26 protein-coding genes and 1 riboswitch are annotated in these 25,864 nt (G+C 59.2%); of the genes, 8 read left to right on the forward strand and 18 right to left on the reverse strand.

Annotated elements, in window-relative coordinates:
- Positions 1-250: 250 nt before the first annotated feature.
- The 8 genes from ACMX25_RS22870 to ACMX25_RS22905 all read right to left on the reverse strand — a co-directional run bounded on the left by ACMX25_RS22870 (position 251) and on the right by ACMX25_RS22905 (position 8,037).
- A complete protein-coding gene (locus tag ACMX25_RS22870; RefSeq protein ID WP_414952342.1) occupies positions 251-1,492 on the reverse strand; it encodes a dienelactone hydrolase family protein in 1,242 nt (413 codons plus the stop codon).
- A gap of 372 nt (positions 1,493-1,864) precedes the next feature.
- A complete protein-coding gene (locus tag ACMX25_RS22875) occupies positions 1,865-2,290 on the reverse strand; it encodes a YchJ family protein (RefSeq protein WP_414952343.1) in 426 nt (141 codons plus the stop codon).
- Complete coding sequence (locus tag ACMX25_RS22880; protein WP_414952344.1) at positions 2,287-2,895, reverse strand: glutathione S-transferase family protein; 609 nt, start codon at positions 2,893-2,895, stop codon at positions 2,287-2,289. Before ACMX25_RS22880 ends, ACMX25_RS22875 begins: the two co-directional genes overlap by 4 nt.
- Before the next feature lie 55 nt (positions 2,896-2,950).
- On the reverse strand, positions 2,951-3,628 hold the full coding sequence (locus ACMX25_RS22885) for an SDR family oxidoreductase (RefSeq protein ID WP_414952345.1): 678 nt from the start codon (positions 3,626-3,628) through the stop codon (positions 2,951-2,953).
- 19 nt (positions 3,629-3,647) lie between these two features.
- A complete protein-coding gene (locus tag ACMX25_RS22890) occupies positions 3,648-4,841 on the reverse strand; it encodes an acetyl-CoA C-acetyltransferase (protein ID WP_414952346.1) in 1,194 nt (397 codons plus the stop codon).
- Complete coding sequence (gene can / locus ACMX25_RS22895; RefSeq protein ID WP_414952347.1) at positions 4,834-5,619, reverse strand: carbonate dehydratase; 786 nt, start codon at positions 5,617-5,619, stop codon at positions 4,834-4,836. The genes ACMX25_RS22890 and can overlap by 8 nt, the downstream gene beginning before the upstream one ends.
- 21 nt (positions 5,620-5,640) lie before the next feature.
- Complete coding sequence (aceK, locus tag ACMX25_RS22900) at positions 5,641-7,440, reverse strand: bifunctional isocitrate dehydrogenase kinase/phosphatase (protein ID WP_414952348.1); 1,800 nt, start codon at positions 7,438-7,440, stop codon at positions 5,641-5,643.
- A gap of 144 nt (positions 7,441-7,584) precedes the next feature.
- Positions 7,585-8,037, reverse strand: a complete 453-nt coding sequence (locus tag ACMX25_RS22905; protein ID WP_414952349.1) for a MerR family transcriptional regulator — start codon at positions 8,035-8,037, stop codon at positions 7,585-7,587.
- A 111-nt stretch (positions 8,038-8,148) separates the two neighbouring features.
- On the opposite strand from ACMX25_RS22905, the gene ACMX25_RS22910 reads away from it, so the two are divergent.
- Complete coding sequence (locus ACMX25_RS22910; protein ID WP_414952350.1) at positions 8,149-9,228, forward strand: MBL fold metallo-hydrolase; 1,080 nt, start codon at positions 8,149-8,151, stop codon at positions 9,226-9,228.
- Positions 9,229-9,284: 56 nt separating this feature from the next.
- Here the strand turns inward: ACMX25_RS22910 and ACMX25_RS22915 are convergent, their stop codons facing one another.
- The gene (locus tag ACMX25_RS22915) at positions 9,285-10,871 is read right to left on the reverse strand and encodes an ABC transporter substrate-binding protein (protein WP_414952351.1); all 1,587 of its coding nucleotides are present in this window, start codon (positions 10,869-10,871) and stop codon (positions 9,285-9,287) included.
- Positions 10,872-11,138: 267 nt separating this feature from the next.
- A riboswitch (yybP-ykoY riboswitch) is annotated at positions 11,139-11,316 on the forward strand.
- Between the two features lie 136 nt (positions 11,317-11,452).
- Here ACMX25_RS22915 and ACMX25_RS22920 point away from each other — a divergent pair.
- The gene (locus tag ACMX25_RS22920) at positions 11,453-12,463 is read left to right on the forward strand and encodes a sodium:calcium antiporter (protein WP_414952352.1); all 1,011 of its coding nucleotides are present in this window, start codon (positions 11,453-11,455) and stop codon (positions 12,461-12,463) included.
- Between the two features lie 137 nt (positions 12,464-12,600).
- Here ACMX25_RS22920 and fliT read toward each other — a convergent pair whose 3' ends face one another.
- The 3 genes from fliT to ACMX25_RS22935 all read right to left on the reverse strand — a co-directional run bounded on the left by fliT (position 12,601) and on the right by ACMX25_RS22935 (position 16,050).
- Positions 12,601-12,900 (reverse strand): flagellar protein FliT, encoded by a 300-nt coding sequence (gene fliT / locus ACMX25_RS22925; RefSeq protein WP_414952353.1) that lies wholly within the window; start codon positions 12,898-12,900, stop codon positions 12,601-12,603.
- A 29-nt stretch (positions 12,901-12,929) separates the two neighbouring features.
- Complete coding sequence (gene fliD, locus ACMX25_RS22930) at positions 12,930-14,495, reverse strand: flagellar filament capping protein FliD (protein WP_414952354.1); 1,566 nt, start codon at positions 14,493-14,495, stop codon at positions 12,930-12,932.
- 139 nt (positions 14,496-14,634) lie between these two features.
- Entirely contained in the window at positions 14,635-16,050 is a 1,416-nt protein-coding gene (locus ACMX25_RS22935; RefSeq protein ID WP_414952355.1) for a flagellin, read from the reverse strand.
- Between the two features lie 256 nt (positions 16,051-16,306).
- Between ACMX25_RS22935 and ACMX25_RS22940 the strand changes: the two genes are divergently transcribed.
- Positions 16,307-17,254, forward strand: coding sequence for an aldo/keto reductase (locus ACMX25_RS22940; protein ID WP_414952356.1), 948 nt, complete (start codon positions 16,307-16,309; stop codon positions 17,252-17,254).
- 366 nt (positions 17,255-17,620) lie between these two features.
- Positions 17,621-17,833 (forward strand): 30S ribosomal protein S21, encoded by a 213-nt coding sequence (gene rpsU / locus ACMX25_RS22945; protein WP_031357080.1) that lies wholly within the window; start codon positions 17,621-17,623, stop codon positions 17,831-17,833.
- A 196-nt stretch (positions 17,834-18,029) separates the two neighbouring features.
- Here rpsU and ACMX25_RS22950 read toward each other — a convergent pair whose 3' ends face one another.
- Positions 18,030-18,389 (reverse strand): hypothetical protein, encoded by a 360-nt coding sequence (locus ACMX25_RS22950; RefSeq protein ID WP_414952357.1) that lies wholly within the window; start codon positions 18,387-18,389, stop codon positions 18,030-18,032.
- Positions 18,390-18,560: 171 nt separating this feature from the next.
- Positions 18,561-18,986 (reverse strand): hypothetical protein, encoded by a 426-nt coding sequence (locus ACMX25_RS22955; protein ID WP_414952358.1) that lies wholly within the window; start codon positions 18,984-18,986, stop codon positions 18,561-18,563.
- 170 nt (positions 18,987-19,156) lie between these two features.
- On the opposite strand from ACMX25_RS22955, the gene ACMX25_RS22960 reads away from it, so the two are divergent.
- Entirely contained in the window at positions 19,157-19,354 is a 198-nt protein-coding gene (locus tag ACMX25_RS22960) for a hypothetical protein (RefSeq protein WP_414952359.1), read from the forward strand.
- Positions 19,355-19,465: 111 nt separating this feature from the next.
- Here ACMX25_RS22960 and ACMX25_RS22965 read toward each other — a convergent pair whose 3' ends face one another.
- Complete coding sequence (locus tag ACMX25_RS22965) at positions 19,466-20,107, reverse strand: DNA-3-methyladenine glycosylase I (RefSeq protein WP_414952447.1); 642 nt, start codon at positions 20,105-20,107, stop codon at positions 19,466-19,468.
- A 299-nt stretch (positions 20,108-20,406) separates the two neighbouring features.
- On the opposite strand from ACMX25_RS22965, the gene ACMX25_RS22970 reads away from it, so the two are divergent.
- Positions 20,407-21,309 (forward strand): glucosamine kinase nucleotide-binding domain-containing protein, encoded by a 903-nt coding sequence (locus ACMX25_RS22970; protein WP_414952360.1) that lies wholly within the window; start codon positions 20,407-20,409, stop codon positions 21,307-21,309.
- Positions 21,310-21,348: 39 nt separating this feature from the next.
- On the forward strand, positions 21,349-22,182 hold the full coding sequence (locus tag ACMX25_RS22975; RefSeq protein WP_414952361.1) for a Cof-type HAD-IIB family hydrolase: 834 nt from the start codon (positions 21,349-21,351) through the stop codon (positions 22,180-22,182).
- 163 nt (positions 22,183-22,345) lie between these two features.
- Here the strand turns inward: ACMX25_RS22975 and ACMX25_RS22980 are convergent, their stop codons facing one another.
- Both ACMX25_RS22980 and aqpZ read right to left on the reverse strand, forming a co-directional pair.
- Positions 22,346-22,630 carry a hypothetical protein gene (locus ACMX25_RS22980; protein WP_414952362.1) on the reverse strand — a complete coding sequence of 95 codons (285 nt, stop codon included), beginning with the start codon at positions 22,628-22,630 and terminating at the stop codon, positions 22,346-22,348.
- Between the two features lie 359 nt (positions 22,631-22,989).
- Positions 22,990-23,709 (reverse strand): aquaporin Z, encoded by a 720-nt coding sequence (aqpZ, locus tag ACMX25_RS22985; RefSeq protein ID WP_414952363.1) that lies wholly within the window; start codon positions 23,707-23,709, stop codon positions 22,990-22,992.
- 294 nt (positions 23,710-24,003) lie between these two features.
- Between aqpZ and ACMX25_RS22990 the strand changes: the two genes are divergently transcribed.
- A complete protein-coding gene (locus tag ACMX25_RS22990; RefSeq protein ID WP_414952364.1) occupies positions 24,004-24,309 on the forward strand; it encodes an H-NS histone family protein in 306 nt (101 codons plus the stop codon).
- A 225-nt stretch (positions 24,310-24,534) separates the two neighbouring features.
- On the opposite strand, the gene ACMX25_RS22995 is transcribed toward ACMX25_RS22990, so the two are convergent.
- On the reverse strand, positions 24,535-25,605 hold the full coding sequence (locus ACMX25_RS22995) for a glycosyltransferase family 4 protein (RefSeq protein WP_414952365.1): 1,071 nt from the start codon (positions 25,603-25,605) through the stop codon (positions 24,535-24,537).
- Between the last annotated feature and the right edge of the window lie 259 nt (positions 25,606-25,864).

Consider the following 25,864-nt stretch of genomic DNA (forward strand, 5'->3'; position numbering starts at 1 on the left):
AAAGCGTTTTCTTTGCTTCGTTTCTTTGTCGCTAAGGACCAAGAAATGACGCGCTGCCACGCGCAGTGGCTAATAGAGCGAAAAAGATCAGCTAACGCTAAACCCGCAAAAACTGGAACGCAGCAACCCGGCATAGACCTAGAACCGCTGACGAGAACTCAGCACCCGGCGCTAGAACGAAGCCACAAACCAACCAGCCCAACCGCCCCAGCTACCAGCCTTTGGCTGCCTCAAAGGCAAAACCCAAGGACTATCTCGAAGCCGTCTGCGTCTGCGCCGCATTGCGCTCATTCCAGACCACAGCGTTATTAACCGCATACAACCGGCATGGATCGCTACTCTGCTTCTGGCACCCTGCCAAAGCCACCGCCACGGGGTCGTCACCCCCTTCCGCCCACGACCACGCACCCGAATCCGACACCGCGAACGCGCGGCTCGAAAACTGATGCAGAAAGTTCTCGTAACCCTCGCGGCCACGCTCATCAAGGAACGGCACTGCAGTCACCGCATCCACATTCGCATAACCCGTAGGCGTCGGCGCCTGCGGATCCGAAACCTGATACTGCCGATCCGTCGGCATACCAACCTCTTCAAGGAACGTCTTCACACGCGGCCACCAGATCGCCACACCATCGCGATCCCCAACCAGCCGATGCGCATCGTTCTTATAAGCGCCGAAATTCACCATATCGGCCCTGGCACCATGCGCGCTATACGACGCAAACATTTCATCCGGCAAGTTCCCCTGCCACACGGAGTCGTTGCTCCCGTACATCCACAACGACGGCAACTTCACATGCTCACCGTATTCACCAAACGCACTCGTCAGGTTTTTCTGCCAGCCAGGACACTCATCCTGACGAAGGCCACCAGAGAAATTGATCAGGCCACGCACGCCCTTCGCTTCGCGCGCGTCGCGCGCGCCATACGCCATCGTCACCAGCCCACCGTGCGAAGCGCCCGCCACGACCACATGCTGGTTATCGACAAACGGCTGCTTCTCCATATAAGCCACCGTAGCGGCCACATCGCGCGCTTGCGTGAAACCATTAGCTTCGACATCGCAACCGTTGCCGGTATATTCTCCGCCCGATTCCGCAAAGCCACGGCGATTCGGCACGACAACCACATACCCATGGCGCACGAACTCGCGCGCAAGCGCGATCGGACGCGCGCGCGTCTGGTCATGCGCATTGCCAGGGAGTTTGCCGTGATTGAAGACGACCATCGGGAACGGACCCGGGCCATCAGGTTTGAAAATGGTGGTTTCAAGCGAGACATCGCCCGAAGGTACTTCGATGACTGACTCGTTGAGGTTCGAATCCACAGCGGGAAGCGACGGGTCAAACGACTGCGGCACCGTGCCGAAGGCGGGTGCCGCGAGTTTCGCGTACTGCTGCGCACCCGGGAACGGCTCTGCAAGCGCCGAGGCGGACACCGCCGCGAGCGCACACACCATTACACAACCTGACAACACTTGCCTGAATGCCATCCCCGAAACTCCACCCGCTTCTCGACCCGGCTAATTTTCCGACAGCACGAGCCAGCTTATTGTCACAATCCATCGATCCCAACGTTCGTACTGTCAAACAGTATCGCTGGTCGGATCGTCAAGTCATGTCCCGAATAGACACGACAATGGGCTTCAATACGCAAAACAAGCAACACCGGCGCGCTGACAGATATTTGGCTTAATAAACAGTAACTTAATATCATTCGCCAGCGACTGGCGAAAAGGTAGAGTACCCGGACAAAATGAATCGGCGCAATTAGAAAGTACCCGCGCGCAACACTAATTTCGAGGCGAAAGCAGTCGTTAAGGAAATTATTGCCGCGCCGCAGCAACATTTGTCGCTACGACGTTTCAATCGCGAACATCACCGTCGACATAACGCCACACTCCGGCAGCATCGCGTTCGAAGCGGCTTGTCTCATGCAGCCGGAAAGCGCGTCCGCCAAGTTTGTATCGGGCAACAAATTCGACTTCGGCGTGATCGGCGTCTATAGGCGTATGGCGTTTGATTTGCAGGCCGAGCCAGCGGGTGGTGGAATCGGCTGAGGTTTCCAGGTCGCGAGGGCAGGTCGCCTCGGCCCAGGTCGCGCGCAAATACGGCACGTTGCCAAGCACGTAGGCGGTGTAACGCGAGCGCATCAGTTCCATCGCATTGCCTGCCGGCGCGCCGCCTTCTATGAAGCGTCCGCAACATTGCGCGTAACGAGGCGGATGCTTAACAACGCTGTTCGATCCCGGTGATGCACCCCCGCATGGGCATTCCTCCACCGCCTTCATAGGTCGACGCCAGGCATCTCGATGTGCCGCGGCTGCGCCTTCACGCGCGCAAGCCAGGCGCGAATCGCCGGATATCGGCCGAGGTCGAGGTTGGCTTCATCGGCGACATGGGTGTATGCGTACAGCGCAATATCGGCGATGGTGTATTGCTCATCGACGAAATAGGTCCGCGCCGCGAGATGCGTTTCCATCACGTCCAGCGCGCGATATGAACCGGCGGTTTTCTCGGGCAAACGAGGATCGTCAGGGTGTTTGACGAACTGAAGGATGAAGCGCGCAACCGCGACGTTGGGCTCGTGACTGTATTGCTCGAAGAACATCCATTGCAGCACGCGCGCCCGGGAAAGACGGTCGGTCGGCAGCAGCGGCGTGCCTTCGGCGAGGTAAAACAGGATTGCGTCCGATTCGAACAGGCACGTGTGCTCATCGATCTGAAGCACCGGCACCTTGCCGTTCGGATTCAACTGGCGAAACGCGGCGGTGCGCGTGGCGCCATTCATCATGTCGACTTCGTGCCAGACATACGGCCTGTTCAGTTGCTCGAGCGCAAGCCTGACCTTGTAGCAATTCCCCGACGACGCCACGCCATGTACTTGATACGCCACTTCATGTCCTTTCCGGTTGTCTGAAATTGTTTGTCTGCGGCGCTCACTCACTCGCTCACCACTCGAGCGGCGTGCCGTCGTACTGCACGAATGTGCCGTTGAATTTCTTGGGGTTCGCCGCAGCCGACGCGATCACCGCGCGCATTCCGGAAATGCTGTGAGCCGGATCAATTGCCGCCGATGGCCCGCCCATCTCGGTGCGCACCCATCCCGGATGCAACGCGATGCAGGTCGAGCCGCGCGCTTCCAGCGATGCCGCTTTCAACGCGGCATTCACAGACGCCTTGCTCGCGCGATACAACCAGCCCGCTGTCCCGTTCATCTCCGCGATACTGCCCATCTTGCTCGACACGACGGCGAGCACGCCGTGCGCTGCGTCAACGAGTGGCAAGAGAATGGGCAACAGTTGCATCGGGCCGCGGACATTGGTGTGCATGACGTGATCGAAATCCTCAGGCAGCACGGTTTCCACGTGTTCGGTTCGTGGACCATACACGCCCGACACGATGATGGCGACATCCAGTTTCTCGCCATCGAGTTGCCATCCCAGCGCCGCGATCTGATCGGGTTGCGTGGTGTCGACCGAGAAGGTTTTTGCGCCACTGGCTTCGAGTGCTTTCAATGACGCTTCATCGCGCGCGGTGGCGAGCACGCGCCAGCCATCGCGACAATATCCTCGGGCGAATTCGTGGCCGAGCCCGCGCGACGCGCCAACGATCAATACGGTTTTCATGATGTTCTCCTGCAACGCTTTAAACGAGTTCGATCCCCATCGCTGTCGCTTCTCCGCCGCCGATGCACAAGCTCGCCACGCCGCGTTTCAATCCACGCTGACGCAACGCGCCGATCAAGGTCACGAGAATCCGCGCGCCCGACGCGCCAATCGGATGCCCCAGCGCACACGCGCCGCCATTGACGTTGACCTTGTCGTGCGGCAAGTCGTGTTCCCGCATGGCGGCCATCGCGACAACCGCGAATGCTTCGTTGATCTCGAAGAGATCAACTTCGTTCGCGCGCCAGCCGTTCTTATCGAGCAGCTTGCGGATCGCACCGACGGGCGCCGTCGTGAACAACGCCGGTTCCTGCGCGAACGTGCTGTGTCTGACGACGCGCGCGAGCGGCGTGACGCCGAGGCGTTTCGCCGTGGATGCACGCATCATGACGAGCGCGGCGGCGCCGTCGGAGATAGACGATGCATTCGCAGCCGTCACCGTGCCGTCTTTGGCGAACGCGGGTTTGAGCGTCGCAATCTTGTCGATATTCGCCTTGAACGGCTGTTCGTCGTGATCGATAACGGTATCGCCCTTGCGTCCTGCCACGGTGACCGGCGCGATTTCCCAATCGAAGGAACCGTCTTCGTTGGCCCGCTTCGCACGACGCAGCGACTCCACCGCAAACGCGTCCTGCGCTTCGCGCGAGAACTTGTACGACCCGGCGCATTGCTCGGCAAACGCGCCCATCAGGCGGCCTTTTTCATACGCGTCTTCGAGGCCATCGAGGAACATGTGATCGAGCACCTGGCCGTGGCCCATGCGCATGCCGCCACGCGCTTTGGGCAGCAAATACGGCGCATTGGTCATGCTTTCCATGCCGCCCGCGACAATCACGTCCGCCGATCCCGCCAGCAGCATGTCGTGCGCGAACATGGCGGCGCGCATGCCGGAACCGCACATCTTGTTGACCGTCGTGCTGCCAACGGACAGCGGCAATCCGGCGCCAAGGGCGGCTTGCCGCGCGGGCGCCTGACCGAGTCCTGCGGGCAGCACGCAACCCATCACGGCTTCATCGATTTGCTCGGGCTTGAGGCCGGCGCGCTCGACCGCAGCGCGGATCGCGGCCGAGCCGAGTTGCGGCGCCGTCACCGTGGCGAAGTCGCCCTGAAAAGCGGCCATCGGCGTACGAACCGCCGATACGATCACCACCGGATCATCTGCAAAATCAGTCATGTTTCAGCTCCTTGATCACACCTTTCACAATAGCCGGGACATCGCCGAGACGGGCGGCATCGGAGGCGAGCACATCGTTCTCCGATGAATGCGCGCCACCGCGCGCCAGCGCCGCGATGCAATGCTGATAGGTCGGCTCAACCTCTTCCGACCCGTTGATCATCATGCCCATGTTGCGCACACGGCCGTCGTGCACGCCGTAGGTCCAGCCGTGAACCGTGATCTCCTGACCACGCGCCCACGCATCGCGCAGGATGGTCGTATGGCACACGTTCACGGTTTGTTCGATGGTGTTCAGTTCCACCAGCCGACGATTTCGCGCCTCGCCCATCGGCCATTCTTCGAGCAGCGCGGAATGTTTGTCGCGCACGTCTTCCACGTGGCGCAGCCAGTTATCGGCCAGGCCTACGCGCCGGCTCATAAGCGCCGCGCCCACGCCGGAACAGCCGTAGTGCCCGACCACCATGATGTGCTTGACCTTCAGCAAGTCGACCGCGAACTGGATCACCGACAAGCAATTGAGGTCCGAGTGAACGACCACATTCGCGATATTCCTGTGCACGAACACCTCGCCCGGCGGCAGGCCAATGATCTGGTTCGCCGGCACGCGGGAGTCCGAGCAGCCGATCCACAGATATTCGGGCGCTTGCTGATGCGCGAGGCGCGAGAAATACTCGGCGTCTTCCGAGAGCTTGCGATCGACCCACTTCAGATTGTTATCGAATAGGTGCGAAAGCGGGTTGTTGTCGTGGTTTTCAGTGTTGTCGATATTGGACATGGAGTTCAGTGCGGATAGGTTTCATGCGGCGCGTGCTGCGGGTGTGCCGGACAGAAAACGCTCAGGATAACGAACGCAAAAACGGATACCGCGTTCGTACGGGAAGAACTCGGCGAGCTCGCCGTTAAGGATCTGTTCCTTGTGCTTTTGCCAGAGAGCGGGGTCGAAGAAATCGGCGTGATGTTTCATGAACACGTCGCGCACGCGCGGGTCGCCGAGCAGGAAAGTGCCGTATGTTTCGGGGAAGATGTCATGCGGCCCGACGGCGTACCACGGCTCGCCCGACATCTCTTCTTCCTCATTGCGCGCTTGCGGCACTTGCCGGACGTTGCAATCGGTCAGGTATTCGATTTCGTCGTAGTCGTAGAACACCACGCGGCCATGCCGCGTGACGCCGAAATTCTTGTAGAGCATGTCGCCGGGGAAGATGTTCGCCTGGATCAGTTCCTTGATCGCGTTGCCATATTCCTTGATGCCATGCTCGATTTCTGGCAACGTGCCGTTCTGCAAATACAGGTTCAGAGGCGTCATGCGGCGCTCTATGTACAAATGCCTGATCACGAGCTTATCGCCTTCATATTCGATCATTGAAGGCACTTCCTTGGTGAGCTCCTTGAGCAGCGCATCGTCCAGGCGCGACAGCGGCAATGCGACGCTCGAATACTCGAGCGTATCGGCCATGCGCCCAAGGCGATCATGGCGTTTGACGAGCTGATATTTGTCCTGGATCTTCTTGCGCGTGGTTTCCTTCGGCGGCGGGAAGGTGTCCTTGATCAGCTTGAACACGTACGGAAACGAGGGCAGCGTGAACACCAGCATCACGAGTCCCTTGATGCCCGGGGCAATAGCGAATTTATCGCTGGAATGCGAGAGATGATGCAGCAAGTCACGATAAAACAGGTTCTTACCCTGCTTCTGCAAGCCCACCGACGTATAGATTTCCGCCTTCGGCTTACCCGGCATGATCGAGCGCAGGAACTGCACATACGCGGACGGCACTTCCATATCCACGAGGAAATACGAGTGCGAGAAGCTGAAGATGATCAGCACTTGTTCTCGCTGCAGCAGCACGGTGTCGAGCGCGAGCAGGCCGGGCTGAGCATGGCGCACCGGGACCACAAACGGGATCACCAGATCGCCATTGATGATCCGGCCCACTATATATGCCGCCTTGTTGCGAAAGAACAGCGACGACAGCACGTGAATCTGGAAATTGGGCGCGGCCTTGAACTCGCCGAACGCTTCCGTAATCGCTCGCATCAGGCATTGAACGTCGCGCTGCAAATCCTCGAACGGCGGCTCGAGCTGGAAGTTCGTCACGATCCGTTCGAGCGTCGCCGCGAGTCCGTCCTTGCTTGGGTAATACGCGCGATACGTCGGCTTGGCCGCGGGTTCGTCGTTCTCGATGTACTCCGTCGAAATAGCGGGCCGCACGAAAATGAAGTCGTTATTGAAGTACGAGCGATGCAGTATCTTGCAGCACACCGAGTTGAAAAACGTCTCCGCGCACTCGGGCTGCCGGTGCGACGTCAGCAAGCCGATGTAATGCAGTTTGATCTGCTGCCAGATTTCATCGTCTATGTGCTCGGCGTCGTACTCGTCTTCCAGACGCATCACGCACTCTTGCACCCGATCGTCGTACGACGCGATGCGATCGCGCGCAAGCCGCTGCAGCGCATGCCAGTGGCCCGTTTCGAATAGCCCCTTCGCCGCGATGGCCGCATCGCGAAACACGCGATAGTGACGGTCGAAGCCTTCGAGCAGCGTTTCCGCGACATCGAAGCCAATCTGCGACGACAGTAACTTGGGAAAGTGATTCATATCGACTCTGCGCTTCGTGACACCGTCTTTGCGTTAGTGATCAAGCGTCCAGCCCGGTTTCAATTCTGGCTTCAAATCCGGCCGATATTGTATCGCCAGGCGATTCCGCTTCCTGGACGTTGGCCGTTTCCGCCGATTTCCAGCTCAAGGCACCTTTGCACTTCGCTCCCTGGCGCCCGGTGCTCCTGCCGCTCGCCGCAAGCGTTTTTCAGCGTTCGCTGAAAGGAGTGCACGCCCTTGCTTTTCGTACGCGGCGAGTTCGGCGAGCGTTGCGTTCAAGTCCTCCAATTGCCGCTCCAGCACCGCGCGATGTGCCGCGATGGTGTCAAGAAACGCATGCAACTGGGCAACCGTCCCGGTCGGCGAATCGTAGAGATCGAGCAGCCTGCTCACCTCCAGCAACGTGAATCCGAGCCGTTTGCCGCGCAGTGTCAGCTTGAGCCGCGTGCGATCGCGCGACGAATACACGCGACGCACGCCGTTCGTGCCTTCGCGCGCCGGCGTGAGCAAGCCCTGGTTCTCGTAGAACCGGATCGCGCGCGGCGTGATGTCGAATTCCCGGGCCAGTTCGGTGATGGTGTAGCGCGTGTCTGTCATTGAAATTACAAGGTGGCGAGCGCTTTTCTTAAGCCGACGTTAAAATGCAGGTTAACGTTAGCGTCAACTTGGCGGCAATGCAACAACTGACAACCCGGAGAGCCGACCCGCATGAACCCGCTCGAACAGCAACTCGATTACGTTTTCGCCGACCGTCTTCCTGAAAGCGGCCACTCGATGGAAGTCACGCCCGGCGTCTTCTGGGTTCGCATGCCGCTGCCGTTCGCGCTCGATCACATTAACGTTTGGGTCATGCGCGACGAGATCGACGGCGTGTCCGGCTGGACCATTATCGATTGCGGTATATCGGACGAAACCATCCGGGCAAACTGGGAACGCACCTTTGACTCGCTGCTCGACGGCTTGCCGGTGCTGCGCGTGATCGTCACGCATTGCCACCCCGATCACCTGGGCCTTGCCGACTGGATCTGCAATGGCGGCGACCAGAAACGATGGGACCCGGTGCGGCTCTGGATGTCGCTTGGTGAGTACGCAATGGGCCGCGTGATGTCCGCCGGCGATGGCTCCGACGCAGGCGGCGAGCGCGCTGCACGGCACTTTGCGCGGCATGGCATGACGGACCCGGCATCGCTTGAAGCGCTGCGCAAGCGCGATACGTATTACCCGAAGCTCGTGCCGTCCATCCCGCCGGTTTATCGTCGGCTGCGTGATGGCGATACGGTGCAGATTGGCGGCCGCGATTGGGAAGTGGTGACGGGGTTCGGTCATTCCCCTGAGCATTGCGCGTTCTTCTGCGCGGAGACGAATGTGCTGATTTCCGGCGATATGGTCCTGCCGCGCATATCGACGAATGTCTCGGTGTTTGCTCTTGAACCGGAGGGCAATCCGCTCGCGCTGTTCCTGGGTTCACTGGGCCGCTACGAATCCCTTCCCGCCGATACCCTCGTGCTCCCTTCGCATGGCAAGCCGTTTCGCGGCATGCATACACGCATCGGGCAGCTTCGCGATCATCACGCAGCGCGTTTGCGGGAGGTGCGCGAGGCTTGCGCGATCAAGCCGCAAAGCGCCGCCGATATTGTCCCGATCATGTTCAAGCGTCCGCTCGATGTACACCAGATGACGTTCGCGCTCGGCGAAGCGCTGGCGCATTTGCATTTGCTATGGCTCGAGGGTGAACTGGTGCGCCATAGCGACGATGACGACGGCGTGATCCGCTTCGCGCCGAAGTAAAAAAGCCGGGCGTTTGCGCGCCCGGCTTTGACGGTGAACTAAAGCTTCAACTGAGGCTACTGCACCGTGACGTTCGCGAAGTTTTGCCGTCCGAACGGACTCACGCGATACCCGCTGACATTGCTGCGTGTCAGCGCTGACGCCGTCGGATAACCGAGCGGAATCCACAGCGCCTGATCATGAATAATCTGCTGAGCTTCGGTATAAGACTTGGTCCGCTTGCCTAAGTCCGCGGTCTCCTTGCCTTCATCGATCATGCGGTCCAGCGTCGGGTCGCAGAAACGCGCGAAGTTGATGCCCGAGCGCACTGCGGCGCAACTGAATAGCGGCGACAGATAGTTGTCCGGATCGCCGTTGTCGCCGGCCCAGCCCATGAACAACATGTCGTGCTGACCCTGCTTCGCTTCCTTGATCAGTTCGCCCCATTCGATCACCTTCACCTGCGCCTTCACGCCGATCTTCGCCAGATCCGCTTGCAGCAATTCCGCGCCGACCTTCGGATTCGGATTCAATACGCTGCCGTTCGGACGCACCCAGATGGTTGTATCGAAGCCATTCGGGAAGCCTGCCTCGGCGAGTAGTTTCTTCGCGCGATCGACGGAATACGGATACGCCGTGATCTGCTTGTCATAGCTCCACGTATTCGGCGGATACGGATTCACAGCGGCCGTGGCCGTGTTTTCGAAGACGGTCTTCAGGTAAGTCGTGCGATCGAATGCAATGTTCAGCGCCTGGCGCACCTTGGGGTTATCGAGCGGCTTCTTCTGCGTGTTCAACGCGACGAACGCCGTCATGAACGCCGGTGTCTCGACCACTTTCAACGAACTGTCCTTCTTCGCGTCGACCACGTCCTGCGGTTTCGGCGACAACGCGATCTGGCATTCACCCGCCTTGATCTTCTGCGCCCGCACCGACGCATCGGGCGTGATGGCGTAGATCAGCCGATCCACTTTAGGCTTCGGGCCCCAATACGTAGGATTGACGTCATATCGGATCACGGCGTCTTTCGTATAGCTCTTCAGCACGAATGGACCCGTGCCAATCGGCTTCGCGTTCAGGTCGGTTTCGTGGCCGGCCTTGAGCAGCTTGTCGGCGTATTCGGCCGAATAAATCGATGCAAAACCCATGGTGAGGATTGGCACGAAGGTCGCGTTCGGCGTGTTGAGCTCGAACTTGACGGTGTTGTCATCGACCTTGGAAACGGACTTGATCAGCTTGACGAGACCCATCGACTGCGCGTGCGGAAAACCGCTCGCACCGGCTACTTTGTGCCACGGGTTGCTGTCGGAGAGCATGCGGTCAAACGAGAACACGACGTCATCGGCATTCAGTTTCCTCGATGGCGTGAAGTAGTCCGTCGTCTGGAACGCCACGTTCGGTCGCAGGTGAAACGTGTAGATCAGGCCGTCGGCGCTCACGTCCCACTTTTCGGCGAGCGCGGGCGTGACCTTTTTCGCGACTTCATCGTAGGAGACGAGCGTGTTGAAGATCACATCCGCCGATGCGTTGGTCGTCACCAGCGAATTGAATTGCACGACGTCGAAGCCATCCGGACTCGACTCGGTGCACACAGTGAGCGGTTTCGCGATCGCGAGCACCGGCACGATGGCCAATACAGCGGTTGCGAGCATTCTGAAGCGCATGGGATCTCCCGTTACGGACGTAGTCGTCGGTGTTAGTCAGTCAGACGTTTCTTATTACGGTAGTTGCAACTTATTGTACGGTGAGCTTCGTCGATGCGTCAGCGCAACGAAAGAGCACCCAAAAAGCCTCTGCGGCCGTAGCTTACTGAACCGTTATTTCCGCTACAACGACCGATTCGGGATATCCATATGGGGTTAATGACGGGATTGGTGACCGTTTTTTGAACATTCCCGAGGCCGGTTGCCTAATCCGGGGACGCACGCTAAACTCGTGGCCGTCTTTGGGGAGTAGCCTTCCTTCCGCAATGGGAGGAGGACGCGTCAACATACTCGGCTTGCTAGCCGTGGCGCGTTCGACCGGTCAGGTTTGGCGAGACCATGGGTGCATCTTGTCGTTCACGGTCGGACGGCGCGGGATTGCATCCTGGTTTGCTGACGTCCGACCGTGAAATTATCGTGTCTCCAAAACAAAAACACCTCAGGCCTGCCCCAGGTCATCTCTCGCGTTCGCCGGTTTCTCTGCCGTTGTTCTGCCCTTCTCATTGCGTCGCCTGCTCGCCGGCTTCATCGCGAGGTGCCGCATGACGATGCTTTTCCTGCAACTTGCGCTGATGCTCGTGGTGATCCTCGCGGCATCGGAACTCTTCACCAACGCGCTCGAACATCTCGGCGAAAAACTCGGCATCTCCGAAGGGGTGACCGGATCGCTGTTCGCGGCTATCGGCACGGCGCTCCCGGAAACCACGGTGCCGATCATCGCATTGATGGGCGGCACCGCCAGTCGCGCGGTGAACGAGGAAATCGGCGTCGGCGCGATCCTCGGCGCACCGTTGATGCTAGCGACGTTGTCGACCTGCCTGATGGCTATCGCCGTGCTCAAGACGCGCGGGCTCAAGGGGGTCGTCGCGCCTGAACATAGCGGCTTCACCCGCGATCTCAACTTCTTCCTGTGTGCGTTCCTGATCGCGGCGGGCGCCATGTTCGTGCCGCATCAAGCGTGGCAAGTGCGCGCGCTGTTCGCCGTGGGACTGGTCGGCGTGTATGTCGCCTATGTGGTGTCGACGTTCCGCGCATCCGCGAGTCTCGTCGAGAAAGGCCATGGCACGGAAGCTCCCGAACGGCTGCTGATCTCGCGCGTCGGCTTGCCGACCTCGCTTGCGACCATCGTGTTGCAGATGATACTGGGCGTGGTGCTGTTGGTTGGCGGTGCGAAGGGGTTTATCGCCGGCGTGGAAGGGGTGTCGCAAGTGCTGGGGATATCCGCGCTGCTGCTGTCGCTGATCATCATCCCGATCGCTACCGAGCTGCCCGAGAAGGTCAACAGCATTATCTGGGCGCGGCGCGGCAAGGATACGCTGGCGTTCGGCAACATCACCGGAGCGATGGTGTTCCAGGGCACGCTGCTGCCGGGTATCGGCATCATGCTGACACCGTGGGAGCCGCGTGTGGAAGTGATGACGGGTGTTTTCATCACGCTCGCGGCGGCCGCGTGGCTGCGCTTCAACGCGAAGAAGGGCGGGATCGTGCTGTGGGCGCTGCTCGTGAATGGCGGGCTTTATGCGCTGTATCTGGGGCTGACGCTCGGGCGTTAGCCCATAAGAAAACACCCCGGAAGCACGCAGTGCGCCGGGGTGTTGAAAACAGCCAAAGCGCGAAGCGCGTGGTTTTTGTTGTTGTCTTTGCCGAGCCGGTGAGACGGAGTAACCCCGCCTCGGTGATGCTCTCCCGGTCAGAACTTCGCGGCCTGATGGTACTTGCCGGCCGCCTGAACCCTCTTCATCGCGGAACTGTACTCAATCTGCAATTCCGATTGCGTTGTCTTTGCATCGACGGCAATGGCGGCATCGATTGCCTGGATCCGGTTGATCACTTCCATTGCCGCGGCGTCCTGCGCCGGCGTCAATTCCATGAAAAGCGGGGTCCGCTCTTCAGTCAGGCGCGCGGCTTCCTGCCAGTCCGCCATCGCCGCTGCGTGCTGGATCGCGAGCGTCAACGCCAGCAGGCGGTCGATCAAGCTGTTCTGTTCCATGTCGGTTATCCTTAGCGGACCTTAGCAGCTTAGCTGCTCGCTCCAGTTGCGAGTGCACCCGCGCTGTTGGCGCCGCCGAACAATTGCGTCAGGTACTGTGAGTTGTTGTTCATCGTGGCCATCAACGTATTGAGTGCCGTGAACTGCGCTTGATACTGGCTCGTCAGCTGTGCCGTGTAGGTGGCCAGCGTGGCTTGTTGCGACGTGATGCTCTTGAGGTCGGTATTCACCGCACTCTGGCTGTTCGCAATCAAGCCGCCTGGGCTCAGGAACGAGTTCAGGCTGCTCGTCATCTGCGCTGCGATGCCGGTCTTCGAATTGAATAGATTTGCAACCCCCGACGGGTTGCTCTGGAGCGCAGCGGCGAGCTTCGTGGGATCGACCACCAGTGAGCCGGCCGGCTGCGTCGCGGTGGCTTGTCCCTGCAGCGAGATGCCAAGCGCACCCAGCGAGATTGTTGAGCCGCCGTTCTTTACACCACTGCCGACAATAGCCGCCAGCGTGTTCTGGATAGTGGCAAGCATCGGGTTGGACGACAAGATGCCGCCTTGGGTACTCGCTGCCTGCGAATTGTCGTTGCCCACCTGGCCGTACGTGGTGACCAAGGTGTTATAGAGGCTGACGAAGCTGTTGATCGCGGTGGAGGCAGACGTAGTGTTCTGTGCCACGACCAGATTCTGTGGCGTGCCGGGCGGTGTGCCGATTGCAGCAGCGGTCAGGTTCAGCGTGACGCCCTGGAGTGCAGTGGTCACCGTGTTGCTGGAACTTGTCGCGGCTGTCCCGTCGATCTTGAACTCGGCGTCTTGTGCGGGCACGGTCTGTGACCACGCGCTCGTGCCCACCGCTGACGTAAAGGTCGATGCGGCGCCATTGGCGCCGACAGTGGACGTAACGCCGAGGCTGGACAGGCCTGCATCGCCCGACACGTTGCTCACCGAAACATTGATCGTGTTCGACGCGCCCGTGGCCGTGGAGCGCAGGACCAGATGCGCGCCGTCCGTGCCGGTGACCACCGTGGCCGTGACGCCGGGGTTGCTTGCCGATGAGTTGATCGCGCTGGCAATGCCGCTCACCGTGTTGTTCGCCGACGTGATGGCGAGGTTCATCGACTTGCCGCCGATGGAGACGCTCATCGTGCCGGTGCCGAGTGCCGCGGTCGAGCCGAACGCCGCCGACGAAAGCGTCTGGGCGCTGGCAATTTGCGTGACCGCGACGGAATAAGAACCCGCGGACGCGGTGCTGTCGGTGGTTGCTGTCAGTCCGGTACCGTCCGCGGTCGCGGTGAACTGGCCGAGCGCGGTGCCGTTCGATAGCGAGGCGATACCGGCCTGCAACGCGGACAGTGCCGCTTGCAATGCGCCGATAGCCGAAAGTTGGGTGTTGTCGTTCGTCTGTTGTGCGGAAAGCGTAGCGGTCTGACCTGCCACCTTCGCATTGACGAGGCTCGTGACGAGCGACGAGACATCCAGCGACGAATTGCCCGTGGAACCGCTGATGATGGATTGTGCGGCGGACGCTTCGGCTGCCTGGGTGGCGGCTAAAGTGGCAGCTGCTGAGGCCGCGGCGGTGCTGGAAGCGCTGGGAATCGTCGACATTGAGATGCTCCGTACGTCGGTTTTGCTTTCGAGCCTGAATGATAAACGTTTGTAAAACGTGTAGGGGAGGCATGCCTCCCCGGAAAACGGATTTGGCAGACGCGTCTTTCGATGCGTCTGCCATTACTGCTTGAGGCTATTACTGGAGAAGCTTCAGAACTTGCTGCGGCAACGAATTAGCTTGTGCCAGCACCGAGATACCTGCTTGTTGCAGCACTTGCGCCTTGCTCAGGTTAGCCGTTTCTTGCGCGAAGTCGGCGTCCGTGATTTGCGACTGGGCGCCTGCCAGGTCGGTCGACTGTGCTTGCTGGGCCGACGAAAGCGACGTGAAACGGTTTTGAGCCGCACCCAGGGTTGCCTGGATGTTGTTCACCGTGGCGAGTGCGTTATCGATCGATTCCATCGCAGCGTTCGCGCCCGTTGCCGTGCTGACGTCGATGTCTGAAACCGCCGGCGGGTTGTTGTTGGCGTTGATCGCGCCGAAGTTGCTGACAGGAGCCGTATTGAAGGCGAGAGTTGCGCCGGCCGTGGGTGTGCCGCCTTGACCGTTAGCAGCGGTAGTGAAGAGAGCCGCGGAAACAGTGGACGAGATTTGGTTACCGTTTTGATCAAAGGCGTTCAAGTTGCCACTACCATCCGACTTGAAGGTCAGCGACGTAATGGCACCCGACGTGCCTGCGGGAACGTCCGAACCATCGGTCCCGCTGATGCTGATGCCACCGACCGTGCCAAGAACAACACCGGCCGCCTTAGGAGGCGTCGCGTTGGCGGCGGAAATTGCCGCGAGCGCCTTTGTCGGATCGAGGTCACTAGTCCCCACCGCGCTAAGCACGCCTCCCGTGGTGTCCAGCACTTTGCTGGTGACCGTGTTGGAGAGGGTCTGGTTGTTTTGGTCGGTATAGGTAAAGCCGCCCTTGCCGTCCGAGAGGACGTTGATTGCGGTTGTTTCCGAACCCGTGCTTGACGAGGCGTTCCATGCAGCACCGGTCGAGTCGAGCGACACGGCGATCGTGCCGAGCGTCGCACCCGCTTGCACTTTGCCCGTTCCGAGCGCCGACGCCGACAAGCTGTTGGTAAGGTTCAAGCTGATCGTCTGGCCAACGTTCGCGCCGACCTGGAAGCTCACGTTACCAGCCGAGCCGTCCAGCACGTTCTTGCCGTTGTACGTCGTTTGCGACGCCACGCGGTTCACTTCAGCGATTTGCTGCGCAACTTCTTGTTGCAGTGCTGCCTGGTCGCTCGCTGACAGCGAGCCGCTCGACGCCTGAACAGCCAGCGTACGAATGGTTTGCAGGCTCGAGGTGATCTGCGCCAGGCCGCTCGACGCCGTCTGGATCATCGACACACCGTCGTTCGCGTTCGACACGCCTTGGTTCAGGCCGTTGATCTGCGTTTGCATACGGTTCGAGATCGCCAGACCTGCTGCATCGTCAGCCGCGCTGTTGATGCGCTTACCCGACGACAGACGCGTGATAGCTTGCGAAAGAGCGCTTTGCGAGGTGTTCAAGTTTTGCTGAGCGACCAGCGAGTTGAGATTGCTATTAATGCCGAGCATTTGGATTTCTCCTGAAAGAACTTAAAGGGCTGTTATGGCTACTGCGCGGTCCTGTTGCTTGGCGGTTCCCGAGCGTGGTAGCCGGCCGCCTACATGGGTTAGCGGCCCATGAAAAAAAAACTTGAGGACTTAGGTAAGAATTCGTAGGGAGAATAGTCGCCGGGAGTTGTCGAGGCGCCGCCTGCGAGCAAGCGGATTCGCGGGTATTCTTTTTCCATCCTTTTTCGTCTTCGCCCATCACAGCCCGGGAGCAACCATGCAGCACCGCACTATTGGTACGTCAGACCTCAAAGTCGCGCCGCTCGTTTTCGGCGGAAATGTATTCGGCTGGACAGCCGACGAACGCACATCGTTCTCCATCCTGGACGCCTTCGTTGACCACGGACTTAATTTCATCGATACCGCCGACGTTTATTCCGCTTGGGTCGACGGCCACCAAGGCGGCGAGTCGGAGACGATCATCGGCAAGTGGCTCAAGGAAAGCGGCAAGCGCGACAAGATCGTGCTGGCAACCAAGGTCGGCATGCTGAGCACGCGGACGGGGCTGTCGGCGGCGAATATCGAGGCGGCAGTCAACGACTCGCTGAAACGCCTGAAGACGGATTACATCGACGTCTACTTTTCTCATCGAGACGACGATAAAACGCCCCTTATCGACACGCTTGGCGCTTATCAAAAGCTGATTACGGCGGGAAAAGTGCGCGTGATCGGTGCGTCGAATTACACCGGTGAAAGGCTGGAAGAGGCGCTGAAGATATCGGCGAAGGAGGGGATTGCGGGTTATCAGGTGCTTCAGCCGGAATACAACCTTTACGATCGCGCCGGTTATGAGAACGATCTGGAACCGGTTATCAAGGCGCACAAGGTATCGGTTGTGACGTATTACAGCCTGGCTAGCGGTTTCCTGAGCGGAAAATACCGATCCAAAGCCGATACCGAGAATAGTGCCCGCGGCGCAAAGGTGTCGGGTTACCTAAACGACCGGGGCTTGAGAATTGTTAAGGCACTCATTAAAGTGTCGGAACGTCACGACACCGAGCCGGCGGCAATCGCGCTAGCATGGCTGATCGCGCGGCCTGGCGTCACGGCGCCGATCGCGAGCGCGACATCGGTCAAGCAACTCGAAACCTTGGCACACGCAACCCGGATCAGCTTGGCGCCTGAGGACATCGCGCTCCTCGACGAAGCGAGCAATCCGGACTGAAAATCGGGAAAAAGCACGCATCTTCATGGGGTTGCCTCGCTGCAGACCTCTGCAAATAGGTGTGTCGGGGTTGGCGACGGGGCGACGATCTGATAACATCTCGCCCGAATCGAGATTTTTGCCCGATGGCGCAGCTATTTATAAGCGACGCCGGGCGGCCCGAAGTGCGCTGTTCCGTTTTTCGACAGACTGCGCATGCCGTGATCGGCGGTGAAATCCCACCTCTCTCTTTTCCGGCCTCCGTGGCCGCTTTGCTCGTGTCCGCTGTTGTTTGGGTGGACGATCGGAGTGCCGGCGCGCGGCGTTGCCTTGTGCAGTACGCTTCGCCGCGCAGTCAGAAAAACGTATCAGCGATTTAGGACTTCCATGACCACTATTGTTTTGAAAGAAAACGAGCCGTTCGACGTCGCGATCCGTCGCTTTCGCCGGACCATCGAAAAGAACGGCCTGATCGCCGAGCTTCGCGAACGTCAGTCGTATGAAAAGCCGACGACGGCACGCAAGCGCAAGAAGGCGGCAGCAGTCAGCCGTCTGCGCAAGCGTCTGCGCAGCCAGATGTTGCCCAAGAAGCTTCATTAAATCTTGGCAGGTGCAGCCTGATTGTTTAGGTTGCACCATGCAAAACGGCGATGCCGCCCGCAAGGGTTGCATCGCCGTTTTGCTTTTTATAGTTTGATTCGATAATCGGATTTGCTTGTTCCAAACCCTGTTACATCGACTCGCGGTTCAGATGATTCGGCGCGAGTTGGCGGGGCGGGCGACCGCGGCTTGCGGCCTAGACAAATGCGTGCCGTTCGCCCACGCGCGCTAGAAGCTGGGGCCATTCGTCCACACTGAAATCGTCGTGGACTTCTTCCAGTTCGATCAACAATTCGACAATGTCCGGATCGTAGGCATTGACTTCCGACGCGTACAGCACGCGCAACAACGAGCCGTCCTTCGCGTGGCGGTAGTACGAGATCCCGACGCCTTCAATCTCCGGCCGATACAGCTCGTCGGCGATCAGCGACCCGATAGCGCACTTGCGCCCATTGCCGCTGCGCAGCCGGCATGATCCGTTTTCATCTTCTGATACAGCCCGTTGCGTCAGCAGATGGTTGCTCACGCGTTCGTAGATGTCTCTCGCTGTTAACATGGCATCGCTCGTTACTTTGACTATTGCGTTGCTCGCTTGCGCGCTTATTTGTTTGTGCTTCACCGGCGCGGATACGGTCTATTCGTGGGTCAGTGCGAGGGGGATTGATTCAGAACCGGTTCAGAATCGTGACCGCTCGGTGGAGTCCCGAAACCCTGTCCAAACCCGCTCTCAGGCTGCCGACTTAAGTCGATTCGCAGACAAGTTGAACTGCCGTGCAATGGACGCAAAGCGTTCACGCCACTCCCATTTGCCGAACACGTCGTGCACGTTTTGCAGGCAACTGAGCAGTTCGACGGTCGTGGGATCGTAGACGTTGATGTTCGATCGCAAGAGCGCGCGCTTCAGTGCGGCCACACCGACGTCCATGTATGCCGGCACGATTTCCGGCCCTTTGCTGACGTAGCGAATAGGCACGCCTTCCATGGCGGTCATGTAATCGCGCGCCTTGATGAAGCTGCCGACAGGACAACCGCCGCAATAGCCGCGATATGCACCGCCGCCGTGGGGCAACAACGCTGCCTGGCCTTGGCCAAAGAGATGAAGCACGGCACGGTCGAAGATTTCCTGGTGCGTTAAAAAGTTGAGGTTTTTCATTCTGGTTCTCCCCTGCACCGACAACTGCGGTGCTTCGTGGGTGTTCATCTAACAGCGATATCAGTATCGGACGCGGAATCAGTCGCCATAGCGCGGTCGACCACATAAAAACAGCAACATTCACCGTCTTGCTTGCCTTGCTACGATCGTCGCAAGGTCTGGATACGCTGGTGAAGCAGCAAGAAGCGGCAGTCGTTTCAAGGGTCAACCGGCTCACCGGAAAAGCCGCCTACACCGTATTTATAGCGGTTCTTCCCGGTAAAAAAGAGGCGCTGTGTGCGGTTGGCCGCAATTTTGACATGATGTCTGACTTCCTGCACAGGCCAGGATTGCCCTCAAGGCTTTGTAGTAAAGGCTTCAGAGCGTGATTCACCCCGCGGGCGGGGTGATTGTTAGGATTTTCCCTGACGGGTGCGTAAACCGCGAAAAATGTTGCGAAAAACGCAATGCGCGTATCGGAAATCGGTGGAGTAAATTGCCTAATTTGTTCGGCGTTTGGCCGTTGCGCGCTTCGGGTGGGATGCGCTGTCGCGGAACCGGCAGCAACACGCGGCCTCGTGGTCGTTGACCATGCCTGTTGCCTGCATGAACGCGTAGCAGATGGTCGTTCCGACAAACTTGCAGCCGTATTTCTTGAGAGCGCGGCTCATGGCGTCAGAGACTTCGGTCGAGGCGGGGGCGTGTGCATAGGTCGCGCGAGGGGTGTCGATAGGCTTATTGCCAACGAACGACCACACGAAATCCGCAAGCGAACCGTGTTCCGCCTGGATGCGCTGCACGGCGCGGGCGTTAGCAACAGCCGCCGAGATCTTCGCGCGATTACGGATGATGCGGGCGTCAAGCAGCAACCGGGCTGCGTCGTCTTCACTGAAGGCGGCCACCCGGTCGATGTCGAAGTTGTGGAACAGATCCCGGTAACCCTCGCGCTTGTTCAGAATCGTCGACCATGAAAGGCCTGCCTGTGCGCCTTCCAGTACAAGCATTTCGAACAGATGGCGATCGTCATGGGACGCAACGCCCCATTCCTCGTCGTGATAGCGGGCGAGTGATTCGGTGGTTGCCCAGCCGCAACGGTGCGGTTCGGTGTTGTCGTCGGCGCTGCTTTTCTTAGGATTTGTCATGTCGGATTCAGGGAGTGCATGGTTGGCGTACGACCAGCATAGGCGGAAGGACAGGGGGAGAACAGTCAGCCGATCGGCCTGTTTCTCTGGCGAGTCGCGGCCCATATACGGTTTCCCCAGCGGCGAGACCGGTACAGCACGGCGTCCCGGACGCATAGGTATAACGAACCGTCGTATCGTCCGGTCTCGATGGCAGCTGAACCAAGGTAGAAGCTTGCCCGATGCGCCTCGGCAGGTCAGGACGCGTAGCCCGTTTGGCTGAGTGGCGGCGAGCCGGTCGTCCCGCTAAGCTTGCGCACATGACTACTTCAACCTACACACACAAGTACCTGATCGGCGTCGACGGCGGTGGCAGCGGCACGCGCGTCGTTCTGGCGAACACGGACGGCATCGAACTGGCACGCGCGACGGGCGCACCGTCAGGCTTGGCGCTCGGCGTCGAGCGCGCGTGGGAGGCTATCGAAACGGCGTGTTTGCGCGCGTTCGAAGCAACTGGCCTGCCGTTCGAGTGGAGCACCTGTGCGCTTGGTTGTGGCCTCGCTGGCGTGAATCACGCGGGCTGGCTGGCGCAGTTCCACGCAGCCGCGCCGGCCGGATGCGCGCTTGCCGTCGAAAGCGACGCCTTGACCACATTGCTCGGCGCCCATGGCGGCGCGCCGGGTGTGATCGTGGCGCTTGGAACAGGCAGCATAGCGGCATCGCTGGATGCGGGCGGGCGGCTGGCGATCGCGGGTGGCTACGGTTTTCCGAGCGGTGATGAGGCAAGCGGGGCCTGGTTGGGCATGCGGGCGGTCGTGCATTTGCAGCAAGTGCTGGACGGTCGGGCACCCGCCGACAAGTGGTCCGCGGCGTTGCTCGCGGGTACGGACGTAACTGATCGGGACAGCCTCGTCGTATGGCTGAGCGCGGCGAATCAAACGGCCTATGCAACTCTGGCGCCAACGGTTTTCGAACATAGAAACCATCTGTTCGCGGCGCGCCTTCTTGAGGAGGCGGGGCTTGAGATCGCGAAAATGGTGTCGGCGCTGGACCCGGGTCAGTTGCTGCCGGTCGCGTTGTGTGGCGGGCTGGCCGTGCCACTGACTCCGTTTGTTCCGGACGAACTGCGTAGCCGCTTGCGTCTGCCGCTCGCGGACTCCGCTGCAGGCGCTCTGCAACTGGCCCGCCAAGCCGCGAGCCGAAGATCGGCTCATGAGGGCTAAAATGCGAGGTTCCTAACGGCTTAAAGGAAAGTGCTTCCCATGTATTCCATTATCGCTACCGATCTCGACGGCACTTTGCTCAACAGCGACCATCAGGTCGACCCGTTCACCGTCGAAACGGTCCGTGAACTGGAAGCGCGCGGTGTGCGTTTCATCATCGCGACGGGGCGGCATTATCGCGACGTGGTTGGAATCCGAAAAGTGCTTGGCATTGACGCTTATCTGATTACATCGAATGGCGCGCGTATTCACGCTCCGGACAACGAGCGTATCTACGCTCGCGACCTCGCGCCGGCGGTGGTGCGCCGTCTTGCCCAGCCTGATTTGGCGGGAGGCGAGCGCGTGATCGTGAATCTCTTTGCGGACGACGCGTGGCTGATCGACCGTCACGCGCCGGAATTGCTGGCGTTCCATCAGGATTCGGGCTTTGACTACGACGTGATGGATCTACGTGAGCACGACGGCGAGAACATTGCGAAGGTGCTGTATATCGGTGAGCCCGACGATCTCAAAGTGACCGCGGCGAATCTCGAGCGCGAATTCGGCGATTCCGTCTACGTCACCTATTCCATGCCGGATTGTCTTGAAGTGATGACGTCTGACGTCTCGAAGGGACGGGCGTTGCAGTTTGTGCTGGAGCGGTTGGATATCGACACTGCGCATTGTGTCGCTTTTGGCGACAACATGAACGACATCGATCTGCTCGAGACCGCAGGCCGGCCGTTCATGATGAACAACGCAAATCCGGCGCTGATGAAACGCCTGCCGAATGTCCCGCGGACTGGCAACAACTTCGAGGCCGGCGTCGCGCATCAATTGCGTGCGTTGTTTGGCATGGCGGATGAACTCGCCGCGCCGACGCGTGCTGATTAAGCGCTGACGGAGAAAGCGGCGAAGGCTAGAGGCCTGGGAGCAAATCCGCCGGAGACTTAAAGCATTAAAGCGCGTAGCGCCGACCCGTAACAAAAAAGGAGCGACTCGATCAGTCGCTCCCTCCGCTCAACACGACCTTAGCAAACCGCTAACCACGCGTGACTTATCCGCGACGGTTCCAGCCATCATGACCGTAGCCGCCGTGATTCCAGCCGGTGCGGTTCTCATATCCGCGGTCCCGTCCACGCCAGAGGTCATCACGATGACCCCAGGCAGGCGGCGGAGCGCGATAGTACGGCGCGGGCTGGACGTATACCGGTGCGGATTGCACGTACCCGGGCGCGCCTAACGACAGTCCAATTGAGAGATCCGTGTGAGCCTGCGCGGCGCCGACAGCACCTATCGCGAGACCGGCGGCAACCAGCAAATGAGTGACGATGCGTTTCATGGTGTTCTCCTTTTAGGGCGACGACGGTGACGTGCATCGCATGAATCCAATCTACGCATTAGCCGTTTTACGAGTATCGACGAGTTGTTAGCAGATGAAAGTATCGCGAAAGTTCGAGCCCGGGATTTGTCAGCCAAGTAAATCCCTGCCGAAGCCGCGTCAGCTATTGTTTGTCGCGCCTATCCCCTGTGTCGCATTGGTAAATTGACGTTTAAATACACTCGGGGGCTGTAAGCGGCTATTACATCTGTCGCGGATTATTCATATTGAGCGGCTGTATGAACGTGATAAAAACGAATTGCACAATAAAAAACGGGCGCCGAGCGCCCGTTTTTCTACCGCCTTTCACCGCTTTTAATTCACGCTGAAGCAAGCGCCCGATTTTTAGCACTCGTCAGCAACGGATAAACCACGCCTGCAATGATGGCGCCAATGATAGGAGCCACCCAGAACAGCCACAACTGCTCCATCGCCGCGCCGCCCACAAACAATGCCGGACCTGTGGAACGCGCCGGGTTCACCGACGTATTCGTGACGGGAATCGAGATCAGGTGGATCAGCGTCAGGCAAAGGCCAATGGCGATTGGCGCAAAGCCGGCTGGCGCGCGGCTGTCGGTGGCGCCCAAAATGACGAACAGGAAGAAGAACGTCATCACGACTTCACATACGAGCGCTGCGATCATTGTGTAATGACCCGGCGAATGATCGCCGTAACCGTTAGTGGCAAAGCCGCTGGCAACCAGGTCGAAGCCCGGCGCACCGCTGGCGATCACCGACAACACGTACGCGCCGATCACGCCCCCCACCACTTGGGCCGCAATGTACGGAGCCAGGTCGCGGACCGGGAAGCGTCCTGCCACAGTCAATCCGACGCTTACGGCCGGATTCAAGTGGCAACCCGAAATGTGGCCGATGGCGTAGGCCATGGTCAGAACGGTCAGGCCGAACGCAAGCGCTACGCCCGCGAACCCGATACCAAGTTGAGGGTAACCCGCGGCGAGAACTGCGCTGCCGCAGCCGCCCAGCACGAGCCAAAACGTACCAAACATTTCTGCGCCGAGGCGCTGTCCTAATCGCATGATTCGTAATCCTAAAAATATATTAAAAACCGAAACAATTCCGACGCTTGTGATCGAGAGTATTTGCTCGGACCACGGCGGCGGGTAAGCAGTGTAATCCTAGTCCCGGAACTAGTTGTCAACAATTGTTAAAGCAGGAGGAACTATGTGAGCTCTTATTAGGAATGCCCTATAGTTTCAAGATTCTTCTCATTTTCATTAAGGCTTTTTGCAATTGCGTGTTCAAACGTTGCATCTTTTAATCGATGCCGCTACGCTTCTCTATAATCGCGGGCTATTAGAAAGGATTGGGAAATGTCGCAATACACCGAGCTCAAGGCGCAGATCGCCAAGCTTCAGGAACAGGCGGAGGAGGCACGCCGCGCAGAACTGGAAGCAGTACTGGCAGATATCAGACGCAAGATTGTGGAATATGGGCTTACAGCGCAGGACCTGGGTCTGTCGGTTGTCCGGCGGGGACGGCCGCCAAAGAAGGAGCCACTCCCGCCCATCTATCAGGACCCTAAGTCGGGTAATACCTGGAGCGGCCGCGGGAAGCCGCCGAAATGGATTGCGGGAAAAAACCGTGAGCGCTTCCTGATTACTAAAGTAAACGCTTAAAAATATCCGGCGAGTGCATCGAAAAATTCAGACGAAATTAAACACAAAATCCTGGCATGAACGAAAACAACAACGGCAACAAAAAATCCGCCCAAGAGGCGGATTTTTTGTGCTCTGCTATAACGCGTTGGATAACGATGCGCTGCAATTATCGTTTCCAATCAAGTCGACGCCGCGATTCCTACTACTCCCGAACGGCGTCCGGTCTCCAAGCGACTAAAAAAGTTAGCCGATCGCCACTCGGCGCAAAATCGGCCGCTTGGCGGCTTGCAACAAGGCGGTATAGCTTTCGACGTAGTTCAGCGCCATGGTCTTCGCACTAAAGCGACGTTCGAACTGCGCACGAATCTCGGTGCGCGAGAGTTCATCCAGGCGCTGGAGCGCGCCGACTGCGCCCTGCACATCCTCGCAAATGAAGCCCGTCACGCCGTGGTCGATCACTTCCGGCACCGACCCGCGATTGAACGCGATCACCGGCGTACCGCACGCCATTGCTTCGATCATCACCAGGCCGAAAGGCTCCGACCAGTCGATCGGGAACAGCAGTGCCTTCGCACCCGACAAAAACTCCGGCTTTTGCTGCTCGTTGATCTCGCCAACAAACTCGACGCTCGCCTTCGACTCAGCAAGCAGCGGTTCGATCACGGTCTTGAAATACTCCTGGTCGACCTTGTCCACCTTGGCGGCAATCTTCAACGGAAGACCGCTTTGAGCCGCGATCTTGATGGCGAGATCGGCGCGCTTTTCCGGGCAGATACGACCCAGGAACGCGAGATATTCGGGCTTCTTGTGGGTTTGCGGCGTCAGCAGATTTTCCGGCAGCCCGTGATAAATCGTGTTGAGCCAGCCAGCCTGCGGCAGCGGGACGCGCTGGGAATCGGAGATCGATACAACCGATGCATCAGGAAATGCGCTGAATACAGGCTGCAATTCGGGCAGATCCAGACGGCCGTGAAGCGTCGTCAGAAACGGCGTGTCCATTTGCGAGAACACCGAGAACGGCATGTAGTCGAGGTGGAAGTGAAGCACGTCGAACTCATGGGCCCGACGGCGTACGTTCTCTAGCAGCAGCGCGTGCGGCGCATTCCAGTCGCGGATAGACGGATCGAGGCGAAGTGCACGCGGCCACGCGGCTTCGAGCTTCGCCTTGGTCTGCGAGTCGCCGCTCGCGAACAGGGTCACGTCGTGGCCGAGATCAACCAGCGCGTCCGTTAGGTACGAGACAACGCGCTCGGTGCCGCCGTAGAACTTCGGGGGGACTGCTTCGTGCAACGGTGCAATTTGTGCGATACGCATAACGTGACTCTCCTGTTCGTGAGGGCTTCGATGCGCGGCGTCCAGTCGAAAATCAAACGCTAACGAGTGAAAACCGGTGAAGCCTTGCGGACGGGCCAGCGTCAATGCTGCCGCCCCCGGAAAAATAGGACCCGGATGAATCGGGTTATCCCTTACGACCCATTATCGAGATGACTCCGTGCATCAACGAGTCATTTTTCAAACGCTTAACCTTGTTACAGGGCGAAACACCGGCCGTTACGAAAGTTGGATAGTGGCC

The organism is Caballeronia eucalypticola (genome assembly GCF_047608185.1).
In the GTDB taxonomy this organism is placed as follows: domain Bacteria; phylum Pseudomonadota; class Gammaproteobacteria; order Burkholderiales; family Burkholderiaceae; genus Caballeronia.